General features: G+C 65.4%; 13 protein-coding genes and 1 pseudogene. 11 read left to right on the forward strand and 3 right to left on the reverse strand.

The genetic code is table 11. The features are described 5' to 3' along the window. The first annotated feature begins 175 nt into the window (after positions 1–175). From L2A60_RS06900 to L2A60_RS06950, 11 genes are all read left to right on the forward strand, one after another. Positions 176–1,276 carry an IS1595 family transposase gene (locus L2A60_RS06900; RefSeq protein ID WP_235703644.1) on the forward strand — a complete coding sequence of 367 codons (1,101 nt, stop codon included), beginning with the start codon at positions 176–178 and terminating at the stop codon, positions 1,274–1,276. 272 nt (positions 1,277–1,548) lie between these two features. After that, positions 1,549–2,385, forward strand: coding sequence for a heavy metal-binding domain-containing protein (locus L2A60_RS06905; RefSeq protein ID WP_235703645.1), 837 nt, complete (start codon positions 1,549–1,551; stop codon positions 2,383–2,385). A 28-nt stretch (positions 2,386–2,413) separates the two neighbouring features. Then, entirely contained in the window at positions 2,414–3,133 is a 720-nt protein-coding gene (locus L2A60_RS06910; RefSeq protein ID WP_235703646.1) for a PspA/IM30 family protein, read from the forward strand. Next, positions 3,130–3,522: a hypothetical protein gene (locus tag L2A60_RS06915; protein WP_235703647.1), complete on the forward strand. Its 393-nt coding sequence runs from the start codon at positions 3,130–3,132 to the stop codon at positions 3,520–3,522. The genes L2A60_RS06910 and L2A60_RS06915 overlap by 4 nt, the downstream gene beginning before the upstream one ends. Positions 3,523–3,536: 14 nt before the next feature. Continuing rightward, the gene (locus L2A60_RS06920; protein ID WP_235703648.1) at positions 3,537–4,469 is read left to right on the forward strand and encodes a heavy metal-binding domain-containing protein; all 933 of its coding nucleotides are present in this window, start codon (positions 3,537–3,539) and stop codon (positions 4,467–4,469) included. Positions 4,470–4,596: 127 nt separating this feature from the next. Continuing rightward, entirely contained in the window at positions 4,597–5,616 is a 1,020-nt protein-coding gene (locus L2A60_RS06925) for a site-specific DNA-methyltransferase (protein ID WP_235703732.1), read from the forward strand. Then, positions 5,613–6,521 carry a YicC/YloC family endoribonuclease gene (locus tag L2A60_RS06930; protein WP_235703649.1) on the forward strand — a complete coding sequence of 303 codons (909 nt, stop codon included), beginning with the start codon at positions 5,613–5,615 and terminating at the stop codon, positions 6,519–6,521. Before L2A60_RS06925 ends, L2A60_RS06930 begins: the two co-directional genes overlap by 4 nt. Before the next feature lie 8 nt (positions 6,522–6,529). Beyond that, positions 6,530–7,141: a guanylate kinase gene (gmk, locus tag L2A60_RS06935; RefSeq protein ID WP_235703650.1), complete on the forward strand. Its 612-nt coding sequence runs from the start codon at positions 6,530–6,532 to the stop codon at positions 7,139–7,141. Between the two features lie 41 nt (positions 7,142–7,182). Further along, positions 7,183–7,389: a DUF3311 domain-containing protein gene (locus L2A60_RS06940; protein ID WP_235703651.1), complete on the forward strand. Its 207-nt coding sequence runs from the start codon at positions 7,183–7,185 to the stop codon at positions 7,387–7,389. A gap of 12 nt (positions 7,390–7,401) precedes the next feature. Next, positions 7,402–8,934, forward strand: a complete 1,533-nt coding sequence (gene mctP / locus L2A60_RS06945) for a monocarboxylate uptake permease MctP (protein WP_235703652.1) — start codon at positions 7,402–7,404, stop codon at positions 8,932–8,934. A 101-nt stretch (positions 8,935–9,035) separates the two neighbouring features. Continuing rightward, positions 9,036–10,268, forward strand: coding sequence for an MFS transporter (locus L2A60_RS06950; RefSeq protein ID WP_235703653.1), 1,233 nt, complete (start codon positions 9,036–9,038; stop codon positions 10,266–10,268). Between the two features lie 75 nt (positions 10,269–10,343). On the opposite strand, the pseudogene L2A60_RS06955 reads toward L2A60_RS06950, so the two are convergent. The 3 genes and pseudogenes from L2A60_RS06955 to L2A60_RS06965 form a co-directional block, all read right to left on the reverse strand. Then, positions 10,344–11,528, reverse strand: a pseudogene (locus tag L2A60_RS06955) (glycosyltransferase); the annotation flags it as partial. Positions 11,529–11,530: 2 nt separating this feature from the next. Further along, on the reverse strand, positions 11,531–15,466 hold the full coding sequence (locus tag L2A60_RS06960; protein WP_262311900.1) for an amino acid adenylation domain-containing protein: 3,936 nt from the start codon (positions 15,464–15,466) through the stop codon (positions 11,531–11,533). 126 nt (positions 15,467–15,592) lie between these two features. After that, positions 15,593–16,375 carry a DODA-type extradiol aromatic ring-opening family dioxygenase gene (locus tag L2A60_RS06965; protein WP_235703655.1) on the reverse strand — a complete coding sequence of 261 codons (783 nt, stop codon included), beginning with the start codon at positions 16,373–16,375 and terminating at the stop codon, positions 15,593–15,595. Positions 16,376–16,377 lie beyond the last annotated feature (2 nt).

A 16,377-nucleotide genomic window follows, 5' to 3' on the forward strand; every position in this document is an offset into this window, starting at 1 on the left:
TGCCGGCTCCGGATCTGATGGCATGATGTGGCAGCCTTTCGTGCTGACCACGGACAGAAGCATGATCCCGGCGACGAGATGATCACTCGGTGGACTTGACACCAAAAGGCCCATTACAGAAGCGTTACTTATTGATATCGGCTACGGAAGTCGCGTCTGACGTGAGGAGGCGAGCATGGACGTGGCGGATTTTGAATCCTGGCTTGGTTGGATTGCGGTGCTGACCGTCCCACAGCGACGACGGGCATGGCAGGCTCTGACTCTTTCGGAGGTGTCGGAAAGCCATGACGATGAAACTGGCGCATCCATGGATTTGGCGATCGCAACCGTTGACCTGCCGGCGCCCGGCGAACGGCCGATCGCGGTGCCGTTGCCGCCGTTGCCGCCATCGAACCCGATTGGAACGGAAGGCGTGGCTGAACTCGGGCAGCGTCGCGTGGATAGCGTCGGCTGCCCCCATTGCGAGGGCCGCGATGTTGTGCGTTGGGGGCGGGCGAGTGCTTTGCCACGCTACCGCTGCAAAACCTGCCGGCGCACGTTCAACGCGCTGACGAAAACGCCGCTGGCTCATCTGCGGCTCAAGGACAAATGGGCCACACAAACCAAAGCCATGATCGACGGCGTCAGCACCGCGAAGGCGGCAAAACGGTGCGGCGTCCATTACACGACGGCATTTCGATGGCGACACAGGTTTCTTGAAGCGCTGGCCGGCGATAAACCCCAGGCCTTGTCCGGGATTGTGGAAGGCGATGAGACATTCATCCTGGAATCGTTCAAGGGCAAGCGATCCGCGATGCCGCGCGCGGCCCGCAAGAGAGGCGGCAAGCCAGCCAAATGTGGGATCTCCGCTGAACAAATTCCTGTGCTTGTCGCGCGTGACCGCCATGGTGCCACCACCGATGCGGTGCTGCCGAAATTGAACCGCTTGTCCATCACCGCGGCGCTGGGCGGTATCGTCACGCCCGCCAACGAATTCTGTTGCGACGGTGGCACCGCGATTATCGCCTTCGCCCGCAAGGCGGGCATCCCGACGCACATCCTGCCAATGCCCGGCAAGCCAAAACCAAACGCGCCAGATTTTCACATCAACAACGTCAACGCCTATCATGGCCGACTGAAGGAATGGCTGCGGCGCTTCCATGGTGTCGCCACCAAGAACCTCCCCAACTATCTCGGTTGGCGCAGAACGCTTGAGGCGCTGGGACAGCACGCCACACCCGAAGCTTTGATCCTCGGCGCCATCGGACTCGGACCATATCAACAGGCAACGCTATAAGAGCCATCAATGTTGCTTCGGACGGGTCAAAACGAAAACGCAGCCTTTCGACCGCAGCAGCGGTGTTTCCATTGGCTCTTGCCGAAGCGATCAAGATCAGCATTGTGATGCGCAGTCCCCTCTACGTCAGAATCCGGCGTCTTTGGCCGATGCCCCGCTCACCTTGACCCGCATCCGCAACGCGATAGGATGCCGCCGTTGAGGTTACGAAATCAATAGCAAAAACACCCCTCCCGCCAGCCGAGTTCACGAAATCTGGAGCAGCGACGACCATGGACGCAACCAGCACTTCATCCGATGGCCAGCTTTCCCATCAGGCGCTCGAACGGCTGCGTGGCCTGCGCAGCGAGGGCAGCCATGAGGGCATCTTCACCTCGGATTTCTCGGTCAACGAGTTCCTGATGGTGCGTGAGGCCGGGTTCGAGCCGCTCGGCCTTGTCGTCGGTTCCTGCATCTATCACGTCGGCGTGCAGTACACCTCCTGGAGCCGCAACCAGGAAATGACCGTGCTGTCGCAGGCGATGTACCACGCCCGCGAGCTTGCCATGGCGCGGATGGAGCAGGAGGCGAGCACGCTCCACGCCGACGGCATCGTCGGCGTCCGGCTCGAGGTCAAGCGCATGGAATGGGACAAGGACATCCTGGAATTCATGGCGATCGGCACCGCCATCGCCCATTCCGCCGGCCACCCGATGTTCAAGGGCGTCGGCGGCAAGCCCTTTACCTCCGATCTGTCCGGCCAGGATCTCTGGCTGCTGCTGCAATCGGGCTACCGGCCGCTGGAAATGGTGATGGGCTCCTGCGTGTATCACATGGCGCATCAGGGTGTGATGAAATCCCTCGGCAATATCGGGCGCAATGCCGAAATCGAGGTGTTCACCCAGGCGCTGTACGATGCCCGCGAACTCGCGATGGAGCGGATGCAGCGCGAGGCCGGCGAGGCGAAGGCCGAAGGCGTGGTCGGCGTGCAGTTGCACGAAGGCTCGCACAACTGGCAGCCTCACGTGATCGAGTTTTTCGCGGTCGGCACCGCGGTAACCCCGGTCGAGGACAAATCCGTCCTGCCGGAAAAACTGATCCCGCAAATCGTGCTGCCGGTGAACGACTAACCATTCGTTATTGTTGGGAGATTCCCCCATGAGCCTGATGTCGCGTTTCACCAATCTGGTCGCCGCCAAGGCCAACAAGTTTCTCGACGCCGCCGAAGACCCGGACGCCGAGCTTGAACTCTCCTACGAGAAAATGCTGACCAGCCTGCAGGAAACCAAGGGTCATCTCGCCGATGTCATCGCCGAGCAGATCACCCTTGAGCATCAGATCACCGATCACAAGGCGGCGATCGACCGGCACGATCAGGATGCGCGGATCGCGCTGAAAGCGGGCCGCGAGGATCTGGCGCGCGCCGCCCTCGGTGAGAAATCGTCCGAAGAGCACAAACTCGCCCCGATCCAGACCTCCCTCGATCACGTCAGGCAACAGGCCGACAAGCTGAAAATCTACGAGCAGAAACTGGAAGACAAGATCGAACAGTTCCGCACGGAGAAAGAGTCGCTCAAGGCCGAGCATCAGGCCGCCGAGGCGGAATTGCAGGTCGATCAGCAACTGGCCGGCATCGGCAAGGGGCTCGGCGGGGTCGAGGATACGATCCAGCACGCGCGCGACAAGACCCATGCAACGGCCGCCAAGGCCGAGGCGATGGAGCGGATGATGGATGAAGGCGTGATCCACGACCCGCTCGATCACCGGACCGGCAACGAACACGCGATTGAAAAACTGCGCGATCAGTCGGATATCGACGATCAGTTGGCAAAACTTCGCGCCGAGTTGGACCAAAACAAGGAACCGCCCCAGCCATGAGCGGCGATGCGCTCGGCGGGCTCGATCTGCATGCGGCCTTCATGCGCCGCGCCAGCGCCGATCAGCCGGCCTTCATCGAAGCGCTGGCGATCAGGCTCGAACAGGCGCTGCCAGGGCGCGTCCACGTGGAACGCAAGAAGGATGGTCTGTTCAGCAAGACCGCGCATATCCGCGCCATCGGCGTCGATACCGGCGATGCCCAGTATATCCTGGAGCAGGACCATGGCGTGCTCCGCGCCTTGAGGGCGCGCGGCACTCATGGCGTGGTGCTCAAGCGGGAAATCCTTACCGTCGCGCAATGGCTGGATGGGCTGAACGAAGCCCTCGCCAGATTGTCGGACGAGGCCGACGGCGCGCATCGCGTGCTGCATGACTTCCTGATGTCGTAAGGGGACTACCGCCCATGTCGTTCAAGGATCTGATCAAGGGCGTGGTGGGGGCGGTCGCGGCTCAGGCGGCGCCGAACGACCCGGCGGAACTGGCGCGCCAGGACGCGCGGATGGCCGAGTGGACTCAGGCGCTGCGCCACAATTCGGTGCCGAAATTCGTCTCCGAGCGGCTGCGCCACACGGCGGTCGGGCGGCTGCCCTGGGTTTCCACCGCCTCGCCGGCCGATCTGCTCACGCTGCGCACCCACGGCATCGAAACGCTGGGCATGGTCTCGGGCAATTGCTGGTTCCATTTCGGCTATTCCTGGACCGAAGGCCATCGCGACGGCTGGCATACGGCGATCGCCCGGATGCAACACGAAGCCGCGCTGATGGGCGCTCATGCGATCGTCGAGGTGACGCTGAAAACCCGCGAGAGCGGCGATGCCGACGCCCGGTCGTCGATGGACTACAGCGCCACCGGCACGGCGGTGAAAATCGCTGGCTTTCCCGAGGCAACCGCCCCGTTCGTCGCCACCGTGTCGCAGCTCGAATTCGCCCGTCTGCTGGAAGCCGGCATTCTACCGATCGGGCTCGCGGTCGGCGCCTATTACGAATGGATGAGCGACCCCTATGGCTGGGCCGATGCGTCACAAAGTTATTTCAATCAGGAGCTTGAGGTTCTGGCCTCGTTCCAGAAACGGGTCCGCAAATCCGCGGTCGATGCCATGCGCGATCATGCCCGGACCATGCGCGGCACCGGCGTGCTCGGCCGGGTGCAGTTCACCGAAATGTTCCGCGAGAAGGGCAATAATGAGGAGCCGACGCAGTATCTGTGCCGCCACATCGCCTTCGGCACGGTGATTCAGCACCGCCGGAACCAGCACGAAAGCCTCAGGCCGCGTGCCGTTCTGCTGACCCGCAAGAGCAAAATCCAGTCCCTCGAAGCAAGCGAATCAGTGATTTAAGCCCATTGACGCGACCACGGCGGATTCGTCAGGTATAGGAGCAGACAATCACCCGAGGCCCGCCTTGCCCGTGCACGCCATTCGCGAATTGCCGCTCGATCAACTGCTTCTCGGCGATGCCGTCGAGATGATGCGCATGCTGCCCGACGCCTCGATCGACTGCGTATTCGCCGATCCGCCCTATAATCTGCAGCTCCGTGGCGAGCTGCGCCGGCCGGATGACAGCCTGGTCGATGGCGTCGATGACGACTGGGACAAATTCACCGATTTCGCCGCCTACGACGCGTTCACCCGCGCCTGGCTCGCCGAAGCGCGCCGGCTGATGCACAAGGACGCGACGATCTGGGTGATCGGCTCCTATCACAATATTTTCCGCATCGGCGCGATCATGCAGGATCTTGGTTTCTGGATTCTGAACGACGTGATCTGGCGCAAATCCAACCCGATGCCGAATTTCCGCGGCAGGCGCTTCACCAACGCGCACGAAACCCTGATCTGGGCGGCGCGCGAGCCGAAATCGCGCTACCGGTTCAATTATCAGGCGATGAAATCGCTGAACGACGACACCCAGATGCGCAGCGACTGGACCATCCCGCTATGCACCGGCGGCGAACGCCTGCGCAACGATCACGGGCTCAAACTGCACCCGACCCAGAAGCCCGAGGCGCTGCTGCACCGGATCATCCTGGCCGCGACCAACCCGGACGACGTGGTGCTCGATCCGTTCGCCGGCACCGCGACCACCCCGGCGGTGGCCAAACGGCTGAACCGGCATTTCATCGGCATCGAGCGTCACCCCGCCTATGTGGAGGCCGGCTGGGCGCGGCTGCGCCAGCTCCGTGCCGCCCCCGCGCATGTCACGGTGCTCGCGAACGGCAAGCGCGATGCGCCGCGCATCGCCTTCGGCGTTCTGGTCGAGCGCGGGCTGGTGCCGCCTGGCACCATGCTGCACGACCGGCTGCGCCGGGTCGGAGCCACGGTGGCCGCCGACGGCACGATCATCGCGGGCAGCCATCGCGGTTCGATCCATCAGGTGGGGGCCGCGGTGCAGAACGCCGCGAGCTGCAACGGCTGGACCTTCTGGCACATCGAGCGTGAGGGCAGGCTTGTCGCGCTCGACCATGTGCGCGAAACCCTGCGCCGATGAGCGGATCGAACATCGCCTCGATGACCGGCTTCGCGCGGGTGGCCGGCCGCCACGAGGCGATGGACTACGCCTGGGAATTGCGCAGCGTGAACGGGCGCGGGCTCGATCTGCGGCTGCGCCTGCCGCCGGGCTTCGATGCGCTGGAGCCCGCGTTGCGCGAAGCGGCGGCGCGCCGGCTGAAGCGCGGCAATGTCTCGGCGGGGCTCACACTGAAGCGGGACACCGCGAGCGTGCTCGTGGTGGACGAGGCGGCGCTGGACGTACTGCTCGCCCGCGCGCTCGAACTCGCGCGCCGGTATCCGGCCATGCCGGCGCCGCGCGCCGAAGCGCTGCTCGGCCTGCCGGGCGTGATTCGCCCGTCGGCCGATGCGGGAGAGCCCGAAACTGGCGACGCCGAACGATCGGCACTTGCCAGGGCGCTTGCCGGCGCCTTCGAGCAGGCACTGGACGAGCTCGTCGCCGCGCGGGCGGGCGAGGGGGCGCGGCTCGCCGTCATCGTCGCCGAAATGCTCGCGCGCATCGCATCCCTGGTCGAAGCCGCGCACGGTCAGGCAAACGGCCAGTCGGTGCAGCACCGTGCGCGCCTGGAAGCCGCCCTCAAGGACCTGCTCGGCGATGCCCAGCCGGTATCGCCGGAGCGGCTCGCTCAGGAAATCGCCTTGCTCGCCGCCAAATCCGACGTTCGCGAGGAACTCGACCGCCTCACCGCCCATATCGCGGCGGCAAACGCGCTGCTCGCCGAAACCGTGCCGGTCGGCCGGCGGTTCGACTTCCTGATGCAGGAATTCAACCGCGAAGCAAACACATTGTGCAGCAAATCCGCCTCGCTCGAACTCACCGCGATCGGCCTCGACCTCAAGGCGGCGATCGAGCAGCTGCGCGAGCAGGCGCAAAACATTGAATAGGCGCCACCTTGCTTAGGCGGGGCCTTTGCCTGGTGCTCGCGGCACCTTCCGGGGCGGGGAAAACCTCGCTGTCGCGGGCATTGCTCGACGAGGATGCCGCGCTCTCGCTTTCCATCAGCGCCACCACCCGCGCGCCGCGTCCCGGCGAGCGTGAGGGGCAGCATTATTATTTCAAATCGCCCGAAGCCTTCGCCGCCATGGTCGAAGCCGGTGATTTTCTGGAACACGCCACGGTATTCGGCAGCGCCTATGGCACGCCGCGCGCCCAGGTCGAGCGGGCCCTGGCCGAGGCGCGGGACGTGCTGTTCGATATCGACTGGCAGGGCTTTCGCCAGTTGCGCGCCGCCTTGCCGCGCGACGTGGTGGGAGTTTTCATCCGCACGCCCACCCTCGACGATCTGCGCGCAAGGCTGGTTGCGCGCGGCGACGATGCGGCAGCCATCGCGCGGCGCATGGAAGAAGCCGAGACCGAACTCGCCCATCAGGGCGAGTTCGATTTCATCATCGAGAACCGGGATTTCGAGACGGCGCTGGCCGATCTGCGCGCGATTTTGCGCGCCTCCCGCCTCGCCCGGCCCCGCCTTGTCGTTGAGGGTCAAATCGGCCTAAACAAACGGTAACGCCTTAGCCTGGCGGACCTTTAACGTTTCGGGAGGGAACCATGGCCGATCCATCGCACGAGCCGGCACCGCGGACGACGCCCTGGCGCATTCTGCTGATCATTCCCTTTATCGCGACTCTCTGGGTGCCGTTCTTCAACATGAAGACGCCCGAATTCGGCGGATTTCCGTTCTTCTATTGGTACCAATTGCTCTGGGTGCCGCTCTCCGCGCTGATCATTTTCATTGTCTATCGGACCGAAAGCTGAGGAGACCGGATCATGATCGTCGCCGGCATTATTTTCGCGATCCTGGTGATCGCCGTGCTGATCCTCGGCTTCGTCGCGGCCCGCTGGAAGGGCGGCGATCTCGACCAGCTCCATGAATGGGGCCTGGGCGGGCGGCAATTCGGCACTCTCATCTCCTGGTTCTTGATCGGCGGCGATATCTATACCGCCTATACCTTCATCGCGGTGCCCGCACTGATGTTCGGCGCCGGGGCGATCGCGTTCTTCGCCGTGCCCTACACCATCGTCGCCTATCCGATCCTGTACGTGATCTTCCCGAAACTCTGGCGGGTCTGCGCCAAATACGGTTTCGTCACCGGGCCGGAATTCGTGCGCGGCCGCTACGGCAATCGCTGGCTCGGGCTTGCCGTCGGCATTACCGGCATCGTCGCGACCATGCCCTATATCGCGCTGCAACTGGTCGGCATGCAGACGGTGATCGGCGGGCTCGGCATCACCGGTGGCGGGTTCGGCGCGCATCTGCCGCTCGTCATTGCCTTCCTGGTGCTCGCGGCCTTCACCTATACATCGGGCCTGCGCGCTCCGGCGATGATCGCGATCGTCAAGGATTCGCTGATCTACCTGACCATCATCGTCGCCGTCATCGTGATCCCGGCGGAATTGGGCGGGTTCGGCGCGGTTTTCGCGAAAATAGCGCCTGCCAAGCTGCTGCTGCCCCATCCGCCCGCCGGCAGCACCGGTCTCTATTCCGGCTACGCCACGCTGGCGCTGGGGTCGGCGATGGCGCTGTTCCTTTACCCGCACGCGACCACCGGCATTCTCTCTGCCTCCAGCAGCCGGGTCGTGCGCCGCAACGCGGTGATCCTGCCGGCCTATTCCTTCATGCTCGGACTGATCGCCCTGCTCGGCGCGATGGCGGTTGCTGCCGGCGTCGCTTCGATGCCGCAATTCGCCGCCGGGTTCAAAGCCTATGGCCCGAGCTTCTCGGTACCCGCTTTGCTGATTCACTCGCTGCCTGGCTGGTTCGTGGGAATAGCTTTCGCCGCGATCGCGATCGGGGCACTCGTGCCGGCGGCGATCATGGCGATCGCTTCGGCCAACATCTTCACCCGCGATATCTGGCGCCAGTTCGTCCAGATCGGCATGGCCCCCGCGACGGAATCGCGGGTCGCCAAGATCTTCTCGATCGTCATGATCATCGGCGCGCTGCTGTTCGTTTTCGGACTGCCGCTGAAATACGCGATCCAGTTGCAGTTGCTGGGCGGCATGTGGATCATCCAGATCTTCCCGGCCGTCGTGTTCAGCCTGTTCACCCGCTTCTACAATGGCTGGGCCCTGCTGATCGGCTGGGCGGCCGGGTTCGTGCTGGCCACGCATTTCGCCCTTGCCAACCACCTCGCCGGGGCAATCTATCCGTTCCACGTCCTCGGCACGATCTTCCCCTGCTATATCGCGCTCGCGACCGTCGTGGTGAACATTGTGGTGGCGACGGTGCTGTCGCCGCTGTTCCATGCCATCGCCTCCGATCGCACGCGCGACGTGACCGTCGCCGCCGATTACGTCTGACCGATTTGCGCGAGACCGCCCGGTTCGTTAAATTCTAAAGGATGAACCGGGCGTTTTTTCGAGACGATGGATAGGATTTTCGATCGCCGGGACTGCCCGGCGTGAGCGGTCTCGCACTCGCCAAGGGGCGGCGCGCCGGAGACGCGGCCTTCGGCTTCATCATGGCGACGATCCTGCTCGACATGCTGGCGATGGCGATCGTGCTGCCGGTGCTGCCCCGTCTGGTGCAGGGGCTGGTGCATGGCGATACCGTGCTCACCGCCCATGTGTTCGGCATTTTCGGTGCGGCCTGGGCGGCGATGCAGTTCGTCGCGGCCCCGGTGCTCGGCGCCCTGTCCGATCGGTTCGGCCGCCGCCCGGTCATTCTGCTTTCCTGTCTCGGTCAGGCGGTGGATTTCGCGATCATGGCGCTGGCACCCTCGATCGCGTGGCTGCTGGTCGGGCGCGTCCTGTCCGGAGCGTCGTCCGCGAACATCGCCGCCGCGAACGCCTATATCGCCGATGTCACCCCGCCGGAGCGCAGGGCGGCGGCGTTCGGCTTGTCTGGTGTCGCGGCAGCGCTCGGATTCGTGCTCGGGCCGGCGCTCGGCGGATTGCTGGGCGGGGTGTCGCTGCGCCTGCCGTTCTGGTTCGCGGCCGGGCTCGCCCTGGCGAATTTTCTCTACGGGCTGGTCGCGGTGCCGGAGAGTCTGTCGCGCCGGGCGCGGACGCGATTGAGCCTGAAGCGGCTCAATCCGCTCGCGGCACTCGGCATGCTGCGCCGCCGGGCGATCACCGCGCCGGCCAGTGTCTATGCGATCGGCATTCTCGCCCAGCAGGCGATTCCGTCGGTCCTGGTTCTCTATGTGCAGGATCGGTTCGGCTGGACGCCGGTGCTGATCGGCATAACGCTTGCCGTCGCCGGGGTCGGTTTCGCGCTGGTGGGTGGGTTGATGGTGCGCCCCGTGGTGCGAAGGCTGGGCGAAATCCGCGCCCTCGCGCTTGGTCTTTTGTTCGGCGCGGCCGGCTTCGCCGTGTTCGGCCTGGCGCATGGCAGCCGGGTTTTCTGGATCGGCGTGCCGGTGATTTCGCTCTGGGGCCTCGCCATGCCGGCCTTGCAGGGGATCATGGGGCACCGCATCGGCAGCGCCGAGCAGGGGCGGCTCCAGGGGCTGCTGGCAAGCCTGTCAGGTCTCGCCGCGCTGATTGGTCCTCTGCTGTTCACCACCATCTACGCCAACTGCCTCGGCCATCATGGCCGCGCCGATATCTGGACCGCCGGCGTTCCGCTGCTTCTCGCCGGGGTGTTGCTGCTCGCCTCGCTGGTGCCTGTCCTGTTGCTGCGCCGGTCGTAGCAGACCCCACTCGGTCATCTGGCGAATCGCGGAGCCGATGCCGTTCTCGGCCCGGTTTCTGTCGCCGAGTGCCGCCGCTTTGGCGACAATGCCCGGCTCCTGGAGTCGTACGATCGCGGCGGCCAGCCGGTCGGTCGTCACTGTCTTGCGGTTCATGTGCGGCACCGCGACGCCCAGCTGCTCCAGCCGGACCGACCAGAACGCCTGCTCGGTGATGAACGGCAGGATCAGGGACGGGATTCCGGCGCGTACGGCCGCCGCCATGGTGCCCGCGCCGCCGTGATGCACCGCAGCGGCCATGCGGGGAAACAGCCAGTCATGGGGGGCCTGCCGCAGGATGAAAATATCATCGTTCCGTGGCGAGGTGCCGGGCGCGAGCCCGCCCCAGCCTGTCGCCAGGACGGCGCGGCAACCGGCCTTGCGGATCGCCGCGATCACAATGCGGGTGATGTGCTCCGCATCGCGCGGGAACATGCTGCCGAAGCCGAGATAGACAGGCTTGCTTCCCGAAGCCAGGAAACCGGCAAGATCGTCGGGCGGCTGCCAGTCCTTCCCCTCGTCGAGAAACCAGAATCCGGTCACCTGGGCGTCGGACGACCAGTCGCGCGAGCGCGGCAGGATCTGCTCGCTATAGGCGTAGAGGGTTCTCCGATGGGCCTCCGGCTTGCCGTGCAGCGGTCCGAGCCGGCTATAGGGTTCGAGGCCAAGATCTTTCCGCAGATGATTGTTGACCGGTGGACGCACCAGGGACCACATGAAAAATCGCAGCGCATGATACAGCCCGAGATTGACCGGGCCCGGAATCGGCACGCGGATCGGCGGCAGCACCATCGGCGGGATATCGGTGCATGGCGTCATCGGCTGCAACTGCGCCTGAACGACCGGAATCCCGAGCGCTTCGGACAGCGACCCGGCCAGGATCGTCGCCGGCCCCTGACCGATCAGCAGTTCCGCGTCTTTTGCCGCCGCCTTGCCTTCCGCCGCCCAGTGCGACGCCATCTCGGCGAGATGGCGGACCATGATCCGTGATCCCTTGATGACGTTCATGCCGTTTTCGAGCATTTCGGGCGCCCGGCGCATGAGCGTGTCGTAGTCGGCGGTGAGGGGCGAAAAGCCGAGGCCGAAACGCCCGATATCGGTCTCGAAGTTCCGGCTGGTGGCGATCGTCACCTGATGGCCATGGCTCTGGAGGCCCCGACCGAGCGCGATGAATGGCTGGATGTCGCCACGGGTGCCGACGCAGAAAATCGCGATCCGCATGGTCAGGCGATGGCCTGTGCGATGATCCGGCCGACCCGCCCGAGCGGCTCGGGGTCGAGCATGTCCTGATGTCGGCAGGGAATGTCGTGAACGATCAGCCGGCCGCCGATATGGCGGCTCCACGCCTCAGGCCGGTCGTCGAGAAAGCGGTCCGCACTGCCGACAGGCCGGTGGGCGGCGCGCAGGAACAACACATCGAGCGGTGCGTGACCCGGCGTGAAGCGCCGCGCGAGCGACAGGTTCCGCTCTGTCACGCTCCGTACCCGGCCGATGATGTCGCCGGTGCGCAGGCTGGGCGGGAGCGGGATGTCGGCAAGCGAATAATCGTTTGCAAGCAGTTCGGCGAGCGCGTCCATCCGTGGGGTTCCTGCCAGCCGGTCTGGTGCGTAGCCGAGGAAGCCGAGCGAGGCCGCGACCAGTTCCGCTTCCTCGATCGCGTGTTCGTTCTCGATCAGGCGGAACGGGTATGAATCGAGCAGGGCAAGCAGTCGCACGGTCTCGCCGTCATGGCACAGGCGCTCGGCGATCGCATGGGCGATCAACCCGCCGAGCGACCAGCCAACCAGCATATACGGCCCGCGCGGCTGCACCGTGCGCATTTCGTCGAGATAATGCGCGGCCATCGCCTCGATCGAGGATGGCATGGCATCCGCGAGACCGATGGATTGCAGCCCATAGATGGCGTGATCGGCGGCGAGGTGCCGCGCGAGCCCGGCATAGCCCCAGGACAGACCGGCGACGGGGTGGACGCAGAACAGTGCGGGGGAACCATTACCGGCACGCAACGTCAGCAGCGTGGCGAGCGGATCGGCATTCTCCGCGCCATCCAGATAGGGCGCCAGATTGGCGATGGTCGCGTCCTGGAACAGGGCACCGATCGGCAGATCGGCGGAAAACCGCCCGGCGAGATCTGCGACCATGCGCGCCGCCATCAGCGAATCCCCGCCGAGAGCAAAGAAATTATCGTGGATGGAGACGCATTCGAGGCCGAAAGTCTCGGCCCAGAGTTCGGCAAGCATGATCTCGCCCTTGGTGCGCGGCGCGACGTAATCCGTGCTGGCGGTGGCCCGAGAAGTCGTCTCGGGCGCGGGCAGGGCGGCACGGTCGAGCTTGTTGTTGGCGTTCAGCGGCAGATCGGACAGCACGACGAAGGCGGCAGGGATCATATAGTCCGGCAAGCGGTCGGCCAAGGCACGGCGCAACGCCGCCGGTTCCGGCCAAGCCGTATCGCGCGGCACGACATAGCCGATCAATTGTTTCCGCCCAGCCGCCTCGCGCAGCGCCGCCGCGGCTGCAGCCACGCCCGGAATGGCAACGAGCGCCGCCTCGACCTCGCCGAGTTCGACCCGAAAACCCCTGATCTTGATCTGATCGTCGCTCCGGCCGAGGCACTCCAGAATACCGTCCTCGCGGAACCGGGCAATATCGCCGGTGCGGAACATTCTCGCACCCTCCGGCGCGAAAGGATCGCTGATGAAGCGCTCGGCGGTAAGGTCGGGCTGCCCAAGATAGCCAAGCGCGATCCCGGCGCCGCCGATATGGAGATTGCCGGCAACGCCGGGCGGCACCGGCTCGCCCGCGTCGTCGAGTACATAAACGCGCGTGTTGGCGATCGGCCGGCCGATCGGCGGGGTGCCGCAATCCTCTTCGCGCATCTCGTGCGCGGTGGACCAGATCGTCGTCTCGGTCGGGCCATAGACGTTGATCAGCCGCCGCGCCGCGGCGTGGAGGCTGACGGCGAGATGCGGCGGCAACGTCTCGCCGCCGACCAGAAGCGTCAGCCCGGCCAGTGCGCCTGAGCCGGATGCCTCATCTGGGGATGCATTGAGCATCGCCTGATACAGCGACGGCGTCGCCTGCATGACCGTTACGCCCTGATCGCGGATCGTCGCGGCGAGCAAGGCGGGATCGCGCACCAGCGCGCGGCCGGCGAGCACGATCGCCGCACCGGACAGCAGGGGGAGCAGAAATTCGAGAGCGGCGATGTCGAATCCGATCGTGGTGACGGCGAGCATGCGATCCCGTGGGCCGAGGCCGAGCAGCATTTCGAATCCGGCGCAGAGATTGTCCAGTGCCGTCCGCGAGACGACGACGCCCTTCGGCCGTCCGGTCGAGCCGGAGGTGAAGATCACATAGGCGGTTGCCTCCGGCACCGAGGGCATGAGCTTCACGGCACGCGGTCGGATTGTCGGATCGGGTGCATCGAGGCGCAGTGTCGCGATATTCGCCACGCCGGATTTGGCCGCGAGTTCCACGTCGGTCAGCAGCAGGCAGGGTTTCGCATCGTCCAGGATCATGGCGAGGCGCTGGGCCGGCTGATCGGGGTCGAGCGGCAGGTACGCCGCCCCCGCGCGCATCACGCCAAGCAGGGCGCAGGGCAGATCGGCATCGCGCGGCAGCGCGATCGCGACGAGATGGCCTGGTCCAATTCCCGCCGCGCGCAGCCGCGACGCGATCGCGTCGGCCCGCGCCAGCAAGTCCCGATAGGTCAGCACCTCGCCGCCGGTAATTATCGAAGGCGCGTCCGGCGTGGCTTCAGCCCGATCGCCGATGCGCGCCGCGACCGATCGCGCGGGCAGGGGGCGCGCGGTCGCGTTCCAGTCGACCAGTATCCGGCTGCGTTCGCCGTTCGCGAACAGGTCGTAGCCCGCGATCCTGGATGCGGGATCGGCGATCGCCTGGGTCATCAGCCGGATCAACCGCGCCTCGTGCAAGGCGAGATCGGCATCGTCGTACAGCACCGGGTTGGCGTCGAAATCGATCCGCAGCCCGCGCGCGTCGGCACGGTCATAGATGAAGATCATCAGATCTTCGACCGAACCGTTGGACAGGTTATGGGTGATCGCGGCATGGCCGCCGAAATTCAGGACATAGTCGAACGGCTCGATATTCACTCCGAGCCATGAAACCTGCTGATCCGCGCCGAACAGGCCGAGATCGCGGCGCAATTCCTCGTAGCGGAACTGCTGGTGGCGCAGAGCGCGCAGTACGGCGCGGCCCACTTCGCTCACCAGCGCGGCGAAGCTCATATCCGGCGTGAAGCGAAGCCGCAGCGGCACGGCATTGGCGACCATGCCGGGGATCGAGCGCAGCACGGCGGAGGGCCGGCCGGTGACCGGCATCCCGATGACCAGATCGGACGCTCCGGTCGCCCGGTGATAATAGGCCGCCACCAGTGCGATCAGCACCTGCGGCAGGCTGGCGCCGAGCGGCTTCGCCATGGCGTGGAGCCGGCGCGAGACATCCGGCGAAAGATGCGCGGTGCGCCGCCGCAGCCCGCCGCCGCCGGGCACCCGGCGCATCGCGAGCGACATCGCCGGCGGCAGGTCGGCGAGGTGTTCAAGCCAGAACGCCCGGTCGCGCTCGAAACGCGGCGACCCGCGATAGGCCTGATCGTGGGCGATCAGATCGCCGAGGCTGCCGAACGGGCAGGGCGCCGCCGCGCGTCTTTCGACGCTCGCCGTGTAGAGTTCGGCGACGCGGCGGGCGACCAGGCCGCCGGTGAAGCCGTCGAACATGATGTGATGGGCGCGGTGATACCAGAACCAGCGGTCCGGCCCGGCACGGAACAGCGCGCCCATCCAGAGCCTGTCGCACGCGAGATCGACCGGCGCGGATAATTCCCGCCACATCCAGGCTTCTGCCTCGGCACGCGGGTCGGTGGCGCCGGACACGTCAAACACCGGGAAATCCTTGGTATAGGCGGGTTCGATGATCTGGCGCGGTCCATTGCCGGTCTCGGCGATGCGCACGCGGATCGTGTCGGTTTCGGCGGCGACGGCGCGCAACGCCGCGAGGAACAGGTCCGGGTCGATCGCGCCGGGGATTTCGATGGATTCGGCGATGTTGAAGATCGATCCGCGCGGCGCGATTTTTTCGCCGATCCACAAGCCGCGCTGGGCGACCGTCAATGGAAGGGATCGTTCCTCGTGATGCATCGCCTGGGCCTCTGTGTCAGAAATGAGACCGGTATCATATTGCGATGCAAATCAATTACAACCGATTTAATTATCTTGAGTTGCGACGTTTTGGTGAACATGCCTCGGTGGTGGTATCGTCGGCATTTACCCTGTCCCAAACGCGTATGCATCCATGCGGAGGATCGCATGCTCGGTGGAGTTGTGCAGGCGCCGCGCGGCAACCGGATCGCCCGCCGCGCCGATCGCGGCGAAAAGGGGCAGAATATGCTCCTCGGTGGGGTGTTCATCCCGCGCATGGGGGGCACGCGCCCGATAATCGGTCAGCGCCGCCACATCGCCCGCGGCGATCACCCGGTCCATCCAGGCGCTGAACGCGGTGACATCGGGGGATTCCGGCGCATCCACCGCCTGGCCGCGAAACCGCCTGAGATCGTGGGTGAAGCTGCCCGACCCCAGAATCAGCACGTTTTCGTGTCTTAGCGGCGCCAGGGCGCGGCCGATCGCCAGATGATGCGCCGGGCCGCGATGGGTTTGCACGGATAATTGCAGCACAGGGATATCGGCCTCGGGATAGGCAAGTAGCAGCGGCACCCAGGCGCCGTGGTCCAGCCCGCGCGCCCGGTCGATCCCGGCATCGAAACCGGCCTGCCTGAGCAATTCGGCGACGCGCTCAGCCAGCGCCGGATCGCCCGGTGCCGTGTAGGTCAGCTCGTAGAGGGGTTTCGGAAATCCGCCGAAATCATGGATGGTGTCATTGCGCGCGACCGCATTCACCATCGGCGCTTCGGTCTCCCAGTGCGCGGAAATCACCAGGATCGCCTGCGGGCGCGGCAGGGTTGCGGCCAGGCCAGCGAGAAAATCGCGCGCCGGGGTTCGGCTCAGCGCAAGCATCGGCGAGCCATGGCTGACGAACAGGCTGGGGAGCATGG

Source organism: Acidiphilium iwatense (assembly GCF_021556475.1).
In the GTDB taxonomy this organism is placed as follows: domain Bacteria; phylum Pseudomonadota; class Alphaproteobacteria; order Acetobacterales; family Acetobacteraceae; genus Acidiphilium; species Acidiphilium iwatense.

Coding starts and splice junctions, on each gene's coding strand:
- L2A60_RS06910 (WP_235703646.1), top strand. CDS start 2,414: ATGAGCCTGATGTCGCGTTTCACCAATCTGGTCGCCGCCAAGGCCAAC.
- L2A60_RS06905 (WP_235703645.1), top strand. CDS start 1,549: ATGGACGCAACCAGCACTTCATCCGATGGCCAGCTTTCCCATCAGGCG.
- L2A60_RS06965 (WP_235703655.1), bottom strand. CDS start 16,375: ATGCTCCCCAGCCTGTTCGTCAGCCATGGCTCGCCGATGCTTGCGCTG.
- mctP (WP_235703652.1), top strand. CDS start 7,402: ATGATCGTCGCCGGCATTATTTTCGCGATCCTGGTGATCGCCGTGCTG.
- L2A60_RS06920 (WP_235703648.1), top strand. CDS start 3,537: ATGTCGTTCAAGGATCTGATCAAGGGCGTGGTGGGGGCGGTCGCGGCT.
- L2A60_RS06930 (WP_235703649.1), top strand. CDS start 5,613: ATGAGCGGATCGAACATCGCCTCGATGACCGGCTTCGCGCGGGTGGCC.
- L2A60_RS06900 (WP_235703644.1), top strand. CDS start 176: ATGGACGTGGCGGATTTTGAATCCTGGCTTGGTTGGATTGCGGTGCTG.
- L2A60_RS06940 (WP_235703651.1), top strand. CDS start 7,183: ATGGCCGATCCATCGCACGAGCCGGCACCGCGGACGACGCCCTGGCGC.
- L2A60_RS06925 (WP_235703732.1), top strand. CDS start 4,597: ATGATGCGCATGCTGCCCGACGCCTCGATCGACTGCGTATTCGCCGAT.
- L2A60_RS06915 (WP_235703647.1), top strand. CDS start 3,130: ATGAGCGGCGATGCGCTCGGCGGGCTCGATCTGCATGCGGCCTTCATG.
- L2A60_RS06960 (WP_262311900.1), bottom strand. CDS start 15,466: ATGCATCACGAGGAACGATCCCTTCCATTGACGGTCGCCCAGCGCGGC.